The organism is Lysobacter arenosi (assembly GCF_016613475.2).
Taxonomy (GTDB): domain Bacteria; phylum Pseudomonadota; class Gammaproteobacteria; order Xanthomonadales; family Xanthomonadaceae; genus Lysobacter_J; species Lysobacter_J arenosi.
This window is the reverse complement of record NZ_CP071517.1, coordinates 3,097,486-3,114,558: the sequence shown is the minus strand read 5'-3', so window position 1 is coordinate 3,114,558 and position 17,073 is coordinate 3,097,486. Positions and strand designations below refer to the sequence as shown.

The 17,073-nt window shown below is 67.6% G+C and carries 12 protein-coding genes; 3 read left to right on the top strand and 9 right to left on the bottom strand.

All coding sequences use genetic code 11. The features are described from left to right. Positions 1 to 16: 16 nt before the first annotated feature. Together HIV01_RS14330 and HIV01_RS14325 are read right to left on the bottom strand one after the other, a co-directional pair. On the bottom strand, positions 17 to 649 hold the full coding sequence (locus HIV01_RS14330; RefSeq protein ID WP_200608173.1) for a ParA family protein: 633 nt from the start codon (positions 647 to 649) through the stop codon (positions 17 to 19). 78 nt (positions 650 to 727) lie between these two features. Then, a complete protein-coding gene (locus HIV01_RS14325; RefSeq protein WP_200608171.1) occupies positions 728 to 1,633 on the bottom strand; it encodes an AEC family transporter in 906 nt (301 codons plus the stop codon). Positions 1,634 to 1,758: 125 nt separating this feature from the next. Here HIV01_RS14325 and HIV01_RS14320 point away from each other — a divergent pair, with 125 nt between their 5' ends. Next, on the top strand, positions 1,759 to 3,246 hold the full coding sequence (locus HIV01_RS14320) for an AAA family ATPase (RefSeq protein WP_200608170.1): 1,488 nt from the start codon (positions 1,759 to 1,761) through the stop codon (positions 3,244 to 3,246). Positions 3,247 to 3,276: 30 nt separating this feature from the next. Here HIV01_RS14320 and HIV01_RS14315 read toward each other — a convergent pair whose 3' ends face one another. The 7 genes from HIV01_RS14315 to HIV01_RS14285 all read right to left on the bottom strand — a co-directional run bounded on the left by HIV01_RS14315 (position 3,277) and on the right by HIV01_RS14285 (position 14,073). Then, entirely contained in the window at positions 3,277 to 4,944 is a 1,668-nt protein-coding gene (locus tag HIV01_RS14315; RefSeq protein WP_200608168.1) for a putative 2OG-Fe(II) oxygenase, read from the bottom strand. A 1-nt stretch (position 4,945) separates the two neighbouring features. Then, positions 4,946 to 6,673: a gamma-glutamyltransferase gene (ggt, locus tag HIV01_RS14310; protein ID WP_200608166.1), complete on the bottom strand. Its 1,728-nt coding sequence runs from the start codon at positions 6,671 to 6,673 to the stop codon at positions 4,946 to 4,948. 232 nt (positions 6,674 to 6,905) lie between these two features. Continuing rightward, entirely contained in the window at positions 6,906 to 7,514 is a 609-nt protein-coding gene (locus HIV01_RS14305; RefSeq protein ID WP_207526980.1) for a tetratricopeptide repeat protein, read from the bottom strand. Between the two features lie 220 nt (positions 7,515 to 7,734). Then, positions 7,735 to 8,037, bottom strand: coding sequence for a carbohydrate-binding protein (locus tag HIV01_RS14300; protein ID WP_207526979.1), 303 nt, complete (start codon positions 8,035 to 8,037; stop codon positions 7,735 to 7,737). Between the two features lie 27 nt (positions 8,038 to 8,064). After that, positions 8,065 to 10,086, bottom strand: coding sequence for a beta-N-acetylhexosaminidase (locus HIV01_RS14295; RefSeq protein ID WP_207526978.1), 2,022 nt, complete (start codon positions 10,084 to 10,086; stop codon positions 8,065 to 8,067). 152 nt (positions 10,087 to 10,238) lie between these two features. Then, positions 10,239 to 12,923 (bottom strand): TonB-dependent receptor, encoded by a 2,685-nt coding sequence (locus HIV01_RS14290; RefSeq protein ID WP_200608161.1) that lies wholly within the window; start codon positions 12,921 to 12,923, stop codon positions 10,239 to 10,241. Between the two features lie 139 nt (positions 12,924 to 13,062). Then, on the bottom strand, positions 13,063 to 14,073 hold the full coding sequence (locus tag HIV01_RS14285) for a glucokinase (protein ID WP_245156816.1): 1,011 nt from the start codon (positions 14,071 to 14,073) through the stop codon (positions 13,063 to 13,065). 369 nt (positions 14,074 to 14,442) lie between these two features. Here HIV01_RS14285 and HIV01_RS14280 point away from each other — a divergent pair, with 369 nt between their 5' ends. Both HIV01_RS14280 and HIV01_RS14275 read left to right on the top strand, forming a co-directional pair. Then, entirely contained in the window at positions 14,443 to 15,756 is a 1,314-nt protein-coding gene (locus tag HIV01_RS14280; RefSeq protein ID WP_207526977.1) for a sugar MFS transporter, read from the top strand. A 162-nt stretch (positions 15,757 to 15,918) separates the two neighbouring features. Beyond that, a complete protein-coding gene (locus tag HIV01_RS14275; RefSeq protein WP_200608155.1) occupies positions 15,919 to 16,953 on the top strand; it encodes a LacI family DNA-binding transcriptional regulator in 1,035 nt (344 codons plus the stop codon). The last annotated feature ends 120 nt before the right edge of the window (positions 16,954 to 17,073 follow it).

Below are 17,073 nucleotides of genomic sequence, written 5' to 3'. Positions count from 1 at the left end.
CTGATCAACTTTCTCCTCACGGTTTCTTCAACCACTTCAGCAAAGGCTGCCAGTCGTCCTGGTGCTCGCGCACCTGCGCGGAGTGGTAGTCGAACAGGCTCTTGCCCAGTCCGGTCAGGACCACATAGGCCTGGCTGTCGCGAAGCTGCGCCACCACCGGGTACGGCCAGGCGGCCAGCAGCTCGAGCGCCTGCTGCGAGGCATTGGTCCACGGCTTGATCTTGTTGCCGACCAGGCCCACGCGCAGTGAGCCCTTGCGCACCCGCGGGTGGCGGGACAGCGAATCCAGGAACGGCACGGTGGCGTCGATATCCAGCGCCGAGGGCTGGATCGGGACGAGGATGGCGTCGGCCTGGTCGAGGAAGCTGTCGAGATCGTCGGCCATCGCGCCGGCAGGTGCGTCGATCACGAGGCGCTGGGTGTCATCGGGCAGCTGCTTGCGCCAGGCCTTGCGGCGGGTGCCGTCGAGCGGCAACACGGCGCTGTCGAGCAGTGCGCGGCGCTGTGCCCAGCGGGTGGAGGATTCCTGTGGATCGGCATCGACCAGCGCGGTACGCAGGCCATCGATGGCCGATTGCGCGGCGATATGGGTGGCGATCGTGGTCTTGCCCACGCCCCCTTTGGAACTGGCCACCAGCACGGTCTTCATGCGAACTCCCTCTGGATGGAAGCCGCAGCGTACACCGGGGCGCTGCGGCGAAACCATGGCATGAGCGCGCCGGGAGGGTCAGCTACCCCACTGCGCCCACAGCGGCAGGGTCAACAGTGACAGCAACACCCCGTAACCGACCATCGCCGCCGCCAGTCGCGGCGCCAGGCCGTGGCCGATCGCGAGCGCGCCGGCGGTGACCATCGGCGGCATGGCCGATTCGAGCACCGTCGCGCGGGCCATCTCGCCCTGCAACCCCAGCAGCGGCACCAGCAGCACAGCCAGGGCCGGCATCAGCGCCAGCTTCAGCGCCAGCCCGACCGCCAGCGGCTTGAGTTCGTCGCGCGGCAGGGTCAGCCGCACCGACAGTCCTATCGTCAGCATCGCCAGCGGCAACAGCGCTTCGGACAGCCGTTGCAGGCCGCCCTCGATCCAGCCCGGCGGGTGCTCGGGCATGACGGTGAAGCCGACCAGCAGTGCCCACAGCGGCGGGAACTTCACTACCCGCAGCGCCATGTCGCGCGCAGTGGGCGTGTGTTCGCCGCCGTAGTGCGCCAGCACCCACAGGCCGAAGGTCGACAGCATCAGGAACACGCCGAACTGGTCGTAGACCACGGCGTATGGCAGCGCGTGCTCGCCGATCAGCGCGCGCGTCAGCGGATAGCCGAGGAAGCTGGTGTTGCCCAGGGCGACAGTTAGCAGCAGCACGGCGTGCTCGTCGCGGCGCAGGCGCAGCCATCGCGACAGCAGGCAGACCAGCACCACGGTTGCGCCGAGCAGCAGCCACGGCACCGCGGCGACGGCCAGCAACGCCGGTTCCAGCTGCAGGCGCGGGGCGTAGCGCAGCACTGCAGCCGGCAGGCAGACGTACAGGACCACCAGGTTCAGGGTCCGCCCCGCATCCGCCGGCAATGCGCGCAGGCGCTGGAAGACATAGCCCAGCACCAGCATCGCCAGGATCAGGGCGAAGGCGTCGAAGGCCATGTTCGGGTCCGTGCGTGGGAACGGGCATGGTACTTCGGCGCTTGGCGCCTTCGCCCGGCCTCTAATCCGCCGGTGCTGCCGCTATCATCAATCACCGACACGGACGCCCCGGAAAGCCACGCGCGATGAGCGAACTGCAGGACCTGACCGCGCTTATCCGCGCAAACACTCCCCTGATCGTCATCGAGACCCGCGACGAGGCGCGCGTGGTCGAACTGTTCCGGCAAGCACTGATGCAGGTGTGGCGCGCGCTGCACCGCTGGTCGATCACCGAGGGCCTGCGCCGGATCGACTTGGACAAGGAAGACCCGCCGGAAGTCGCGCCGGATGCGTCCACCACGCTGCATGCGATCCGCGATGCCACCCAGCGCGGCATCTACCTGTTGCTGGATATCCATCCCTACCTGGGCTACGCCAGCACCCAGCGCCTGCTGCGCGACATCATCCAGCGCCGCGACTGCCAGCCGCACGTGCTGGTGCTGGTCGGCCACAAGGTCGAACTGCCGCCGGAACTGGATGCACTGGCCGTGCGCTTCACGCCGCGCCTGCCCGACGCCAATGCACTGCTCAAGCTGGTGCGCGAGGAGGCCGAGGCCTACGCCCGCGAGCATGGCGGGCGCCGGGTCGAAGCCGACGCCGAGGCGGTGAAGCAGATCGTGCGCAACCTGCGCGGCCTCGACCCGATCGATGCACGTCGCATCACCCGCCACCTGCTGCACGACGACGGTGCGCTCGGCCCGGGCGACCTGCCGCAGTTGGCCAAGCTCAAGTTCGAGCTGCTCAACCGCAGCGGCCACCTGCACTACGAGTACGACAGCGCGCGCATGGAAGAGGTCGCCGGTGCGCGCCGCTTCAAGCGCTGGATCGAGCAGCGTCGCGGCGTGTTCACCAGCGGCGAGGCGCCGCCCGGGCTCGACCCGCCCAAGGGCGTGCTGTTGCTGGGCGTGCAGGGCTGCGGCAAGTCGATGCTCGCCAAGGCCGTCGCCGCCGGCTTCGGCGTGCCACTGGTGCGGCTGGACTTCGGCACGCTCTACGACAAGTTCCATGGCGAGACCGAGAAGAACCTGCGCGCGGCGTTGACCTCGGCCGAGCAGCTGGAACCGTGCGTGCTGTGGATCGACGAGATCGAGAAGGGCTTGGCCGGCGACGGCGGCGACAGCGACGGCGGCGTCTCGCGCCGCGTGCTGGGCTACCTGCTGACGTGGATGGCCGAGCGCAAGTCGCGGGTGTTCCTGGTCGCCACCGCCAACCAGATCGATGCGCTGCCGCCGGAGCTGCTGCGCAAGGGCCGCTTCGACGAGATCTTCTTCGTCGACCTGCCCGACGCGGCCGCGCGCGAGCAGCTGTTCGGCCTGCACCTGCGCCGGCGCTCGCTGGATCCGACCAGCTTCGAGATGGCCTCGCTGGTCGCGGCCAGCGATGGCTTTTCCGGCGCCGAGATCGAGCAGGCCATCGTCGCCGCGCTGTACTCGGCGCACGCGGCACAGGCGCCATTGAACGACTTCACCCTGCGCGCCGAGATCAAGCAGACCCGACCGTTGTCGGTGCTGATGGCCGAGCAGGTGCAGTCGCTGCGCGAATGGGCCAACGGGCGGACGGTGCCGGCGGACTGACAGGCCGGCGGTCGGACCAGAAGGCTGCCCTCAGATGGCGGCCAGGTCGAAGGAAATGCTGATGCGTTCGCCGCTGCCGCTGTAAGGCAGCGTCCGATGGAACAGGTAGGACGGGAACAGCAGCAGCGTGCCTGCCTCAGGGCAGACCCGGCGCAGCTCCGACTCCGGCCATTGCGGAAGCTTGCCGAACGGCCGGCCGAACTCGATCCAGCCGGCATGGCTGCTGTCATCGGCACGGATCGCCGGCGGCAACTCCACGTAATAGGCGCCTGACAACCACGAGTCCTCGTGGATGTGGGTGTCGATGTAGCCGCGCTCGGCGGCCTGGGTCGCCCAGACGTGCAGGCGGTAATTGCCCGGCACGTTGCGCAGGAACATGTCGCCTGGGAGCGCGTCCCCTGGGACGTTGTTGTCGGCGCGCTCGCCGGCCGCCTGTGCGCGGCAGCGCTGCACGAAGGCTTCGATCGCCGCGCGCAATCGTTCCTCGAAGCCGACGATCGCGGTGGTGCGGTCGGCGAGCAGATCGCCGCTGAGATAGGCATTGCGCGCCGCCAGTCCGGCCGGTTCCCAGCGCTGCTGGCTGTGGCGGCGGATGTCGGCGGCCAGTGCGGTATGGAAGCTGTCGCGATCGATGTACGCATCCGGCGGCGACAGCTCCACGGCGTGCACGTGCCGATGCAGGCCCAGCCATTGGCTCGCGGCGGTGGCCCGACCCTGCGCCGCCAGGGCGACGCCGAGGTGGGCGATTGCGCGCTGGTCGTCCGGTTGCGCCTGCAATGCCTGCGACAACGCTGCGCTGGCCGGCTGCGGTTGACCGTCCTGGAGCAGGGCGATGCCGTGCTGGCGCTGCAGGATCGGCGAGTTCACGCCCGCGGCCAGCGCCTGTGCGTAGGTCGCCACGGCGCCGGCGGTGTCGCCGTTGAGCAGCAGTTGCTCGCCCAGCGTGTCGATGGTGTCGATATCGCGCGGTGCCCGTTGCAGCGCTTGTCGTGCGTGCGCTTCCGCGCGCGCCGGCTCGCCGAGCTTGCGCAGCACGATGGCGGCGTTGCGGTGTGCCTCGGCCAGTGACGGATCGAGCTGCAACGCGCGCAGCGCACAGCGCAGGCCTTCCTCCAGCGAGGGGCGGTCGAACAGGTTCGACAGCAGCGAAGCCAGCGCCTGGTGCGAGCTGGCGGCATTGGGATCCAGTCGCAGCGCATTGCGCGCAGCCGTGATCGCCGACGGGTATTGCTGCAATCGCCCGCGCGCGGCGGCGAGGTTGTTCCAGGCCTGGGTCCACTGCGGGTCGAGCCGGGTCGCGGCTTCGAAGCCGGACGCGGCGGCAGCGAAATCAGCGCACAGGAAGGCCGCCGTGCCGTAGCGGAATGCCGCGCGCGGTTCCTCCGGCAACGCGCGCATGGCAGTTGCCAGCAACGGCAAGGCGGTGGCGCCGTCACCGGACTGCAGCCACAACGTACCCAGGTCGAGGGCGGTACCGCCGTCGCCGGGACGCAGCGCCAGCGCGCGTTCGAGCGCGCCGCGGCAACGGCCGGTGTCGCCCTGCCCCTGCAGCACCACGGCATACAGGCGCCAGGCGTCGAACGACTCCGGCGCCCGCTGCAGGGCCGCTTCGCAATCGGCGCGGGCCGCGACCGGCTGGCCCTGCTGCAGCGCCGCCCAGGCGCGACGCAGCAGCGCCGTCACCTCGGGAGATTGCATGTCAGTAGCCTGCCGCCTGGCCGTCCTTGCGCGATTCGCTGGCGCCGACGTAGCCGCCGTTGGGATTGACCATGATGGCCTGGTAGCCGCCGTACGGGCCGTCGGCGAAGCGCACCGAGTGACCCTTGCGCATCAGTGCGCGCACGGTCTCGTAGGAGTAGCCGGTTTCCAGGTCGAGCTCGCCGCCGTCGCTCATCACCGTCGCCTGCCCGGCCGGCTCGGTGCTGCCGTCGTGCTGGATGCGCGGCGCATCGCCGGCTTCCTGCAGGTTCATGCCGAAGTCGATCAGGTTGAGCAGGATCTGCACGTGGCCCTGCGGCTGCATCGCGCCACCCATCACGCCGAAACTCAGCCACGGCTTGCCGCCCTTGGTCACGAACGCCGGGATGATGGTGTGGAACGGGCGCTTGCCCGGCTCGAACGAATTGGGGTGGCCTTCCTTGAGCACGAACTGCTCGCCACGGTCCTGGAAGATGAAGCCCAGTCCCGGCGGTGCCATGCCGCTGCCCATGCCGCGATAGTTGGACTGGATCAGCGACACCATCATGCCGTCGGAATCGGCGACGGTCATGTAGATGGTGTCGCCCTCGTCGAGTTCCTTCGGCGTGGCCGGCTGGACTTCCCTGGCGGCCTTGTCCATCGAGATCAGCTTGCCGCGCTGGGCGGCGTAGTCCTTGGAGATCAGCTTCTTCACCGTCGATCCGGCGGACGCACCGACGAAAGCCGGATCGGCATACCAGCGCGCGCGATCGGCGAAGGCGAGCTTCTTGGCCTCGGCGAACAGGTGCACGTGCTCGGGGCTGCCGAAGCCGTAGGACTTCATGTCATAGGGCTCGAGCAGGTTGAGGATCTGCAGCGCGGCGATGCCCTGGCCATTGGGCGGCAGTTCCCAGACGTCGTAGCCGCGGTAGTCGGTGCTGACCGGCTCGACCCATTCGCCCTGGTGCGAAGCCATGTCGTCGTAGCTGAGGAAGCCGCCGTTGGCCTTGAAGTAGGCGTCGATGGTGCGGGCGATGTCGCCCTTGTAGAACGCATCGCGGCCGCCCTTGGCGATTTTCTCGAGGGTGTTGGCGAGGTTCGGGTTGCGCCACATCTCGCCGGTCTGCGGGCCGCGTCTTTTACCGGTACCGCCGCCGTCGATCGTGAACTGCTCGGTGAAGCCCGGCCACTTCGACAGCGTCGGCACGCTGCGACCCCAGTAATAGGCGATCACTTCGTGGACCGGATGGCCTTCGCGGGCATAGCGGATGGCCGGCGCAAGGTCGTCGGCGATAGGCTTGCGACCAAAGCGGCCATGCAGCGCGAACCAGGCATCGACCGCGCCGGGCACCGTCACCGGCAGCGGGCCATGCGGCGGGATGTCGGTCAGGCCGCGACGCTGGAACTCGGCCAGGGTCAGCGACTTGGGCGAACGGCCCGAGCCGTTGTAGCCGTACAGCTTCTTCGTCTTCGGATCCCAGACGATCGCGAACAGGTCACCGCCGACACCACTGCCGGTCGGCTCCATCAGGCCAAGCGCGGCGTTGGCGGCGATCGCGGCATCGACCGCGCTGCCACCGTTCTTCATCACGTCCAGCGCGATCTGCGTGGCCAGCGGATGCGAGGTCGCGGCGATCGCATGCGGGGCGTAGACCTCGCTGCGAGTGGCGAAGGGCTTGCCGGTGATGCGGTCGGCGCACATGGCGGAAAGAGGGAGGCTCAGGAGGACAGCGGTGAACAGCAGACGCATGCCGGGTGATCCGCATGGGAAAAACGCATCCTAGCGCGGGCCGCCGTGCTGGCGACCGTGCCGGTTTGCCCATTCGCGGCGGATACGGGGGCGGATGGGCTTCGCTTCCTTCGACTTCGCGGCTACGCCGCTACGCTCAGGACGAACGGGGCCTGGATAAACACCGTTCGTCCTGAGCGTAGCGCAGCGAAGTCGAAGGAAGGAATGACCCCGTCAGCGCGGGGTCACCCCATCAAGGCAAGGTCGGCGGATTGGCGGCCCAGGCGGCCTGCACTTCGGTCAGCGTGGCGCGCTCGTCTTCGCGCCACTCCGGCAGCAGGCGCGCGAACTGGCTCGCCGTGTTCCACTGCTGCGGCTCGGTGCGTACCGCCGCGGCATACCACTGCACGGCTTCGTCCTTGCGGCCCAGCGACCACAGCGCGATGGCGAAGGTCGGCGGAATCCACGAAGCAGTCACGCTGCGCGCTTCCAGCAGCGTGCGCCACTGCGCGAACGCGCCTTCGCTGTCGCCGGTGCGATACAGGTCCCAGCCGTAGTTCCAGATCACCGATCGCCACATGCCGTCGCTGCGATCGATCTGTCGCAGTGCGCGCGCATAGAGCTGGCGACCGAGGTCGGCGCGTCCGGCATCCATTGCCAGGTGCGCGAGCTGCGCGACCTCGGCCTTGGCGCGCGGGTTGCGCTCGACGGTCTTGGCGAGTTTTTCCATCGCCACGTCGCCGGTTTCGCGCACGGCGATCACCGGTTTGACGGTATTGGCATCGGCGGCGAAATAAAACTCGGCCGGCTTGGGCAAGGTTTGCGCCGACACGGCGCCGGTGGCGGCCAACAAGGCCGTCATGAGTAGGCTGCGAGCAAGCATGTGTGGGGTCCCCTGTAACGGGCCAATCCTAACCCGCAATTGGCGCGCCGCGTCACGCTCGGCGCGTGCGGTTGCGCCGATTGGCCGCCCCCCGGCAAGCCGGAGGGCAGCACTGGCAAAGCTGTGGGAGGGCCCCCGGTCCCGAAGGGCCAACCGGCCCTCGCGGCCCGGAGCCGCTCCCACACGGCGCCGGCAGGCCTCAGGGCAGCAGCGCGACCTCGTCCACGACCCACATCGGGTTGTACTCGCCCGAGGCGAAGATGAAGCACAGGTCGTGCTTGCCGGTGGTGGCCGGCAGCGTCGCCTGCAGGGTGGTCAGGCCGTCGGACTTGCGCGCCGGGGCCAGCGGCAGCGTCGCCACCGGCTTGCCCTCGCAACCGTCCAGGCGCACTTCCAGGGCACCGCCGGGGACAGTGGCCGGACGCGTGACCACCAGCTTGGCATCGCGCCACAACTGGAAGTTGTGCGGCAGCTGCCCGACCCGGACTTCCAGATGAGTCATGCCATCGAGTTCGGCGTCGTCGTAGACTCAGCACGGATCGAACACGTCGGCCAGCAGCAGGGCGCGCTCGCTGCCCTCGCCGGCGGCCGGCGCGTCGTCTTCCATGCGCAGCGCCAGGCCCTTCTTGCACGACTGCAGGACGTGGCTTCCACGCGAGCGCAGGCTGCGCAGGTCGACGGTGAACTTGCGCGGCGCGGCTACGGCGATGCCGTCGGCGAAGGCGTTGGCGGTGACGGTCGTCGGCACGGCCACGGTCAGCGGCTGGCTGTACGCCGGCGACGACGCCGTCGGTTCGCTGCCGTCCGTGGTGTAGCGGATTTCACCGAACTGGCTTTGGGTGGACAACGTCAGCGCGCCCTTGCCATCAGCCGCCGGGGCCGCGGCGAAGCGCACGGCGAAGGCGCTGTCGGAGGCCTGGAAACCGCTGGCGCGATAGCGCGCCATGTCCGGCACCATGCGCTGCAGGAAGTCCTGCCAATCGTGTCGGCTGGTCGGCGTCCAGACGTTCTCGGCCAATGCCGCCACGCGCGGGAATGCCGCGCGCTGCATGCGTTCGTTGGTGCGCTGGTGCTCGGTCCACAGGTTGGCCTGCGCGCCGAGCACGTGCTTGGCCTGCTCCGGATTGAGCTGCGCCGGGATGACGTTGTAGCTGTAGTACTGCTTCAGCGTGAACACGTCGAGGCGACCGGGGTTCTCGTCCGGCAACTCGCTCTGGATGTGGTCGAGGTACAGGTCCGGCGACGGCGCCAGCACCACGTCGTGGCCTGCGCGCGCCGCTTCGATCGCGCCGTCGGTGCCGCGCCACGACATCACGGTGGCATCGGCCGGCGGACCGCCTTCGAGGATCTCGTCCCAGCCGATCAGGCGGCGGTCGTGCGTTTCGATGTAGTTGCCAAGGCGCCCCATGAACCAGCTCTGCAGCTGCATCTCGTCCTTGAGCTTGAGCTCGCGGATCTTTGCCTGCACCGCCGCGGACTGCTGCCACTGGTCCTTCGCGGCCTCGTCGCCGCCGAGGTGGATGTACTTGCCGGGGAACAACGCCATCATCTCGTCGAGCACGTTCTCGAGGAAGGTGAAGGTGCCGTCTTCGGTGTTGAACAGCCAGGTGTGCACGCCCCAGTCGGGCGATACCGGCGGCGCCTTGCCCGTCACACCGAGTTCGGGATACGCGGCAATGGCGGCCTGCGCATGGCCGGGCAGGTCGAGCTCCGGGACGATGGTGATGTAACGATCGGCGGCGTACTTCACCACGTCGCGGATCTGGTCCTGGGTGTAGTAGCCGCAGTAGGGCTTCGGCTCACCCTTGGCATCGCGGCCGGCGGCACCGGCCGGGATGCGGCACCCGCCCACTTCGGTCAGCTTCGGGTACTTCTTGATCTCGATGCGCCAGCCCTGGTCATCGGTCAGATGCCAGTGGAAGGTGTTGATCTTGTGCAGCGCCAGCTGGTCGAGCAGCGCCTTGACCTCGTCGGTGCTGCGGAAATGGCGGGCGACGTCGAGCATCATGCCGCGCCACTGGAAGCGCGGTGCGTCCTCGATGCGCTGGGCGGCGATCGCGGCGGTGCCCTGCGCGCCATCGGCGGTGGCCAGCTGCCACAGCGTGACCGCGCCGTAGAACAGCCCGGCCGGCGCGCGCGCGGTGAGCTTCACGCCCTGGGTGGTGATGTCGAGCGTGTAGGCCTCGTCGCTGGGTAGCGACGCCTTGGGATCGACGGTGAGGGTGATCTTCGCCGAGGCATCGGTGCCGACAACAGGGGCAAAGCCGCGCGACTTCTGCAGGCGCGCGGCGAAATCATTGGCAATGCGGGTGGCCTCGGCGTCACCGCCGACCACCGCGATGCGCGTATCCGGAGAAAGCACGAAGCGGCCCTGGCCCGGTTCGACCTTGGCCGGGCGCGGGATGACCGGCGTTACGGCGGCGGACGTCGCTGCCGCGGGTGTGGTCTCGCCCACGGCGGGGGCGTTGGTGGCGTCGGGTCGCTGGCAGGCAGCCAGGCCGATGGCGAGGGTCATGGTTGCCACGGCGGTCAATGCGGATTGCGGCTTCATCGCGTCCTCTTCGTCTTCTTCTGGCTACGTCAGCTGTAGTGATCGTGCGGACGCCAGCTGCGAACTTCGAATCTCTGGATTCCAACAAACGGCGGGCCCGGAATGACCGGGCCCGCTGTTTTTACCTCATGGCGCGGACAACTGCGCCGTGATCAGTACTTGAACTGCAACGACAGTGCGTAGCGACGGCCGGTCAGGTAGCGGTTGGCCGGCTGGCTCTTGTCGCCGAAGTACTGGAAGTACTCCTCGTCGAGCAGGTTCTGCGCGTCGAAGTTGATCTGCCAGTTGTCGTTGAAGCGCCAGCCCAGGCTTGCACCGAGCGAACCGTAGGCGTCGACGCTGACCGGCGGTGCGCCGGACACGAAGCCACCTGCCAGATAGCTGCTGCGCCAATCGTAGGACAGACGCGCCGACAGCGGACCCTTCTCGTAGTACGGGCTGAAGGTGACCTGGTTTTCCGACTGGTACGGCAGGTCGTTGCCGGCGGCGGTCTCGCCATTGGCGTAGGTGTAGCTGGCGACCAGGCCGAAGCCGGTGTCGCCGTACGGCTGCTGGATGCTGAGGGTCACGCCCTCGACATTGCCGCTGCCGGCGTTACGCGGACGCTGGATGCTGTAATCGCAGAAGCCATCGGCCGAGCACAGTCCAGCCGCGACCAGGTTCTGGAACTGGGTCGGGATGCCGTCGTTCGGGTTCGGATCCACGTCGTCGCTGGTCGAGTTGAACTGGCGCTCGGTCAGGGCGTCGGTCTCGATGAAGTTGGCGATGTCCTTGTGGAAGAAGTTGATCGCCGCCAGTGCGCCTTCGTCGAAGTACCACTCGGCCGACAGGTTGAAGTTGGTCGACTCGTACGCATCCAGCTCGGCATTGCCACCCGAACCGGTCAGGGTGGTGTCGTTGAGGAAGATGTTGTTGGCCATCTGGTTGTACGGCGCCCAGGCAACGACCTTGGCGACGGCAAAACGCAGGACCACATCGTCGGTGGCGTCATAGATCAGGTTGACCGACGGCAGCCAGTAGTCATTGTCGCTCTTGCTGGTCTGCAGCCAGTCCGCCTGCGGCGGCAGCGTGATCGGATCGCCGCCCACGTTGAATGCCGTGCTTTCGATGTCCGACTGGACGTAGCGGATGCCGAGGTTGCCGCGCAGGTTGTCAGCCGAGAAATTGGCCTGGGCGTATGCGGCGGTGTTGGTCTGCTCGATCGAGTACGTGTTGTTGATGAAGCTGGCCGCATCCGGATTGGCGAAGTTCGGCGGGGCGTTCTTCACCCAGTTGATGACGTTGTCGCGACCGGCATAGATGTGGTTGCCGTGATCGCTCGAGAAGCCGTCGAAGCCGTCCATCGTGTCGGCGAAGCCAATCGTGCCGACCTGCGAGAGGTCGCCGACCGGCGGGATGCCGTAGACGTTGAGCGAGAAGTCTTCCTTGTGCTCGTGGCGACGCACGCCGGCCTGCACTTCATAGATCGCGCCGCCGGTGAACTTCTTGCTGAAGTCGAGCTGACCGTAGTTGTCTTCCGACTCGGTCTTGAAGATGCCGGTGTTGCCGAAGAAGCCGTCGGCGCGCCAGCGTGCCGGGTCACGTGCGGACGCCGGATCGTCGAAGGTGATGCCCTTGTTGATGTCCCAGCTGAAACCGCCGCGGTAGGCCGGCTCGATGAAGTACTGGACCAGGTCGTTGTCGGCCTTGCTCTGGCCGATCTGGCCGGACATGCCCCAGCCATCGCCGTCGTAGTCGAACGTCAGGTCCAGGCCCTTGGTGGTGGGCTCGGAAACGCGGGCGTTGTTGTCGTAGAACACGTTGCTGCCGGCGCCGGAATGACCGCTGGTGACGATGCCGTTGTTGCCTTCGGTCAGCTGGTCGACTTCGTCGGCGGTCAGCGTCAGGAAGTTGTACATCGACTGGTTGTAGTTATCGAACTGTTCCTTGATGTACAGCCCGCTCAGGTTGAACTCGAGGTCGTCGTTGGCCTTGAACTGCAGGTTGGCGGCGACGCTGTCGCGCTTGCGCTCCTGCTGGAACCATGCGGCGTTGATGAAGTTCGGAACCTGCGCATCCGGGCTCACCCCGGTCACGTTCTCGAAGGTCGAGGCGTCGACATAGCCGAAGATCTCGATGCCCTGGCGATCGACCTGCTCTTCGTAGTGCTGGGCGGCGACGTTGAAGCCGATGGTCTCGGCGTCGTTCTTCCAGCTATACAGGATCGAGCCGCTCGGCTTGCCTTCGCTGGCCTGGTCGCTGTAGTTGTAGCCAATGCTGCCGGCGATGCTGTTGGCATCCATGTCCAGCGGCTTGCGGGTGTGCATCATCACCGTGCCGCCGAGGCTGCCTTCCGGCAGGCGGGCTTCAGGCGACTTGAACACTTCCAGGCGGCCGATGATTTCCGAGGCGATCTGGGTCTGGTCGAAGCCGCGGTTGGGCTGCTCGCCGAACAACCAGATCGACTGTGCCACCGGGTGGCCGTCGAGGAAGGTCAGGTTGAGGCTGGGATCGGTGCCGTCGATGCTGACGCGCTCGCCCTGGCCGAAGCGGCGGTCGATGGTGACGCCCGGGATCTGCATCATCGCTTCGGCGACGTTGGTGTTCGGGAAGTCACCGATGTCCTCGGCGGTCAGCGCTTCGACGACGGCGTCGGCGCTGCGCTTGGTGTCGAGCGACTTCATCAGGCTGGCGCGGATGCCGGTGACGACGACCGCGTCGATGTCGGTGGCCTCCTGCGAGGAGGCCGGTGCCTGCTGGTCGGCGCTGGACGTGCTGGTCTGCTGTGCGGCGGCGCTGCCGGCGATGCTCAGCGCAAGGACGATACTGGCCGATAGTGCTGTTTTGCGGACTTTCATTGCTCTCCCTCCCACGGGCTGTGTGCGACTCCGCTATGCCGTTTCTTGCGTCGGCGTTACGGAGCCAGTTTTCTGGTCCGCGCCCGGCGTGTGCCGCGACCCGGATCCGTTGTCCTGAAACTGCTGTTTCGTGCCTGGTTCATTCGCCTGCCTGCAGCGACGAGTGCTCGAGATACCAGCTGGCCGCGCCGATGACGCCAAGGCGCTCGTTGTCGATCAGCCGCACCGGTACGCGCTCGAGCGCGGCATGCATCACGCCTTTGTCGAGCAGGCGTGCATGGAACTGGCTTTGCGGCAGGAAGTCCTTCAGCCGCGGCAGGATGCCGCCGGCGATGAACACCGCCTTGGCGCTGCTGACGGTGATCAGGTCGCCGATCACGCTGCCCAGCAGGGCGCAGAAAGTCATCACGGCCTCGCGTGCGGGCACGTCGCCCTGGCGCGCGGCCTCGGTGATCGCGGCCGGGGCGCGCAGGCTCGGCTCGATGCCGTCGATGGCGCAGATCGCCTCGTACAGGTGCACCAGGCCGGGGCCGGAAACGAAGCGCTCGGTCGGCACATGCGTCTGGCCACGCTGGCGCGCCCAGTCGAGCATCGCCGCTTCGCGGGCGTTGCCCGGGGCGAAGGCGGTGTGGCCGGCTTCGGTCGGCAGCACCACGGTGCCACCGCGATGCGGGATGCGGATCGCTGCGCCCAGGCCGGTGCCCGGGCCCACCACCAGCACCGGGCCGGCGGAGGCGTCGCTGACGCCCGGGGTGAGCAGCAGCGAGTCGCCCGGATCCATGCACTGCGCGGCGTGCGCGGCGGCCTGGAAGTCGTTGATGTACTGCAGCTCGCTCAGGTGCAGCTCGCTGCGCAGCTGCGACAGCGAAATGCGCCACGGCAGGTTGGAATTGATGACCGCGTCGTCGAGGACGACGCCGGCGCTGGCGATGGCGACCCGGTCGATGCCGGCGCAGGCGCTGTTGCCGGCGATGAAGTCGGCCAGGATCGCGGCCAGGCTCGGGTAGTCGGCGCAGACGTACTTGCGGTGCGCCAGGACCACCACGTGCGATTCGTCGGAACCACCGGCGCGGACCAGGCCGACGCGGGTGTGGGTGCCACCGACGTCGGCGGCGATGAAGCGGGTATCGGGATGCACGAGCGTAGGCACGGCGCTCACCCGCGGCCGGCGCGCATGGGCTGCGCGCTCACGAGAGGGCATGACTGGCTTGGCGTTTCCTTCGAATCCCACTGCATGTTCCCTCCGCTGGCGCCGGTTCCCCACCGGCACGGGCCGAATTTGGCTCGCCTCTGACAACGTTGTCAACAGAAAGTTACGAAATTGTCAGAAAGGCCGGAATCCGGGCGCCGACGGGGTCGATTTTTGCTGCGACGCAGCAAGGCGTGACCATGGGACTGACCCTGAAACCCTTATAGGAAGGGGCCTCTAGCGTGGCGTCCCGACTTGTGACAACGTTGGCCGACGGATGTCGCATGAGTCATCGTGCGACATTGACCGCATTCCTTGGGAGGGGAACCAATGTCCACCACCATCGCCACCGGCTCGCGCAGCCACTACGGCTCGATCGCGATCATCGGCGCGCTGTTCTTCATCTTCGGCTTCGTCACCTGGCTCAACGGCCCGCTGATCTCGTTCGCCAGGCTCGCCTTCAACGTCAGCGAAGCGCTGGCGTTCCTGATTCCGTTCGCCTTCTACATTTCGTACTTCGTGCTGGCATTGCCGTCTTCGATGATCCTGAAGAAGACCGGCATGAAGAAGGGCATGGCGCTGGGCCTGTTCCTGATGGCCGTAGGCGCGGTGGTGTTCGGCCAGTACACGACGGCGCGGGTCTACGGCGGCGCGGTGACCGGCATCTTCATCATCGGTGCCGGCCTGGCGATCCTGCAGACCGCCTCCAACCCCTACATCAGCATCCTCGGCCCGATCGAGGGCGCGGCCCAGCGCATCGCGGTGATGGGCATCTGCAACAAGGTCGCCGGCATCCTCGCCCCGCTCGTCATCGGCACGCTGGTGATGCACGGCATGGGCGACCTCGCCGCGCAGGTCGAAGGCGCCGATGCGGCGACCAGGGAGCAGCTGCTCAACGAGTTCGCCGCGCGCATCCACGACCCGTACATGCTGATGGCCGGGCTGCTGGCCCTGCTGGCGGTTGCGATCCTGTTTTCGCCGCTGCCGGAGATCCGCCCGGAAGACGTCAACTCCGAAGGCGACAGCGGCAGGCTCGGCGGCAAGAAGAGCCTGTTCCAGTTCCCGCACGTGTGGCTCGGCGCGCTGTGCATCTTCGTCTACGTCGGCGTGGAAGTGATGGCCGGCGACGCGATCGGCACCTACGGCGAGGGCTTCGGCCTGCCGCTGGACAAGACCAAGTTCTTCACTTCGCTGACGCTCGGCGGGATGCTGCTGGGCTACCTGATCGGCCTGGTCGCGATTCCGCGCTTCATCTCGCAGGAGCGCTACCTGTCGCTCTCGGCGATCCTGGGCGTGCTGCTCGCCGTCGGTGCGTTCCTGACCACCGGCTACGTTTCGGTCGGCTTCGTCGCCGCGCTGGGATTCGCCAACGCGATGATGTGGCCGGCAATCTTCCCGCTGGCGATCCAGGGCCTGGGCCGGCTCACCGAATATGGGTCTGCGCTGCTGATCATGGGCATTTCCGGCGGCGCGGTGATTCCGCAGCTGTTCGTGCACTTCAAGCAGCAGCACGACTTCCAGCTCGTGTTCGTGCTGCTGATGGTGCCGTGCTACCTGTACATCCTGTACTTCGCGCTGCGCGGGCACAGCGTTGGCCATGCTCCCGCCGTCGCCAGCGGTGCGCCGGCTTCGCAGCGCGGCTGACCATCCGTGCGACCAGTCCACACGCCACCGGATGCTGTTGGCGACGCAGGAAATTCGATTCACATCACCTGCGCTGGTGGGTAGGCTAGTCGTCTTTACGCCGCGTCACACGACGCGGCGGTTCCACCGGCGGCAACTCCGCCGGAACCACGCGAGGCTTCGGTGCGCAGACCCACGATAAAAGACGTCGCAGAGCGCGCCGAGGTGTCGCTCAAGACCGTCTCGCGCGTCATCAACGACGAACCCAGCGTGCAGGCGAGCACCCGTGCCCGCGTGCAGCGCGCCATCGACGACCTGGGCTACCAGCCCGACCCGTCGGCACGCAGCCTGCGCAGCGCGCAGAACTATGCGCTCGGCCTGGTCTACGACAACCCCAATCCCTATTACGTCATCGCGGTGCAGAACGGCGTGCTGTCGGTCTGCCGCGAGACCGGCTACGGCCTGCAGATCCACCCCTGCGATTCGTCCTCGCCCAACCTCGCCAGCGAGCTGATCGACCTGGTCCAGCATTCGCGCCTGGCCGGTCTGGTACTGGCCCCGCCGATGTCCGAGCGCAACGAACTGGTGACCGAGCTGGTCGCCCACGGCGTGCGCCTGGTCCGGATCGTGTCGGCGGCCGCCGACCCGCAGGACGGCAGCGCCTGCGTCTACGTCGATGACAAGGACGCGGCCTACGAGATCACCGAGCACCTGATCCAGCTCGGCCACAGCCGCATCGGTTTCCTCTGGGGCGGCAAGTCGCACGGCTCGTCCTGGGAGCGCTACAAGGGCTACGAGGAAGCGCTGCACGAGTACGGCTTCACGCTCGACCCGGAGCTGGTGGTCGAGGGCGACTACTCCTTCGACGACGGCTTCCGCGGCGCCCGCCGCCTGTTCGCGCTGGCCGACCGGCCGACCGCGATCTTCGGCAGCAACGACGAGATCGCCGCCGGCGTGCTGGCGGCAGCCAAGTCCAGCGGCATGAACGTGCCTTACGACCTGTCGATCGCCGGCTTCGAGGACAGCCCGTTCTCCAAGCAGAGCTGGCCGGCGCTGACCACGGCCAAGCAGGCGACGCAGGAAATCGCCCGCCACGCCGCGCACCGCCTGCTGCAGGAAATCCGCGAGCACGCACCGAGCCGGCCGCTGCCCAACGAGGGTTTCAGCCCCGAGCTGGTGGTGCGCGGTTCGACCGCGCCGCCGCGTCCGAAGGCCTGACACCGCAGGCCTCGCACCAGGCCTCGCACCGTCATCCCGGCGAAAGCCGGGATCCATTTGCGCTCGCTCAAGCGTCGGCCATCACCTGCCTTTATCGCGCCATCGCGCAGGCTGCTGCGG

What these genes read in the sequence shown, in the direction of transcription:
- HIV01_RS14330 (WP_200608173.1), bottom strand. Translation starts at nt 649, where the DNA reads ATGAAGACCGTGCTGGTGGCCAGTTCCAAAGGGGGCGTGGGCAAGACC.
- HIV01_RS14325 (WP_200608171.1), bottom strand. Translation starts at nt 1,633, where the DNA reads ATGGCCTTCGACGCCTTCGCCCTGATCCTGGCGATGCTGGTGCTGGGC.
- HIV01_RS14320 (WP_200608170.1), top strand. Translation starts at nt 1,759, where the DNA reads ATGAGCGAACTGCAGGACCTGACCGCGCTTATCCGCGCAAACACTCCC.
- HIV01_RS14315 (WP_200608168.1), bottom strand. Translation starts at nt 4,944, where the DNA reads ATGCAATCTCCCGAGGTGACGGCGCTGCTGCGTCGCGCCTGGGCGGCG.
- ggt (WP_200608166.1), bottom strand. Translation starts at nt 6,673, where the DNA reads ATGCGTCTGCTGTTCACCGCTGTCCTCCTGAGCCTCCCTCTTTCCGCC.
- HIV01_RS14305 (WP_207526980.1), bottom strand. Translation starts at nt 7,514, where the DNA reads ATGACGGCCTTGTTGGCCGCCACCGGCGCCGTGTCGGCGCAAACCTTG.
- HIV01_RS14300 (WP_207526979.1), bottom strand. Translation starts at nt 8,037, where the DNA reads ATGACTCATCTGGAAGTCCGGGTCGGGCAGCTGCCGCACAACTTCCAG.
- HIV01_RS14295 (WP_207526978.1), bottom strand. Translation starts at nt 10,086, where the DNA reads ATGAAGCCGCAATCCGCATTGACCGCCGTGGCAACCATGACCCTCGCC.
- HIV01_RS14290 (WP_200608161.1), bottom strand. Translation starts at nt 12,923, where the DNA reads ATGAAAGTCCGCAAAACAGCACTATCGGCCAGTATCGTCCTTGCGCTG.
- HIV01_RS14280 (WP_207526977.1), top strand. Translation starts at nt 14,443, where the DNA reads ATGTCCACCACCATCGCCACCGGCTCGCGCAGCCACTACGGCTCGATC.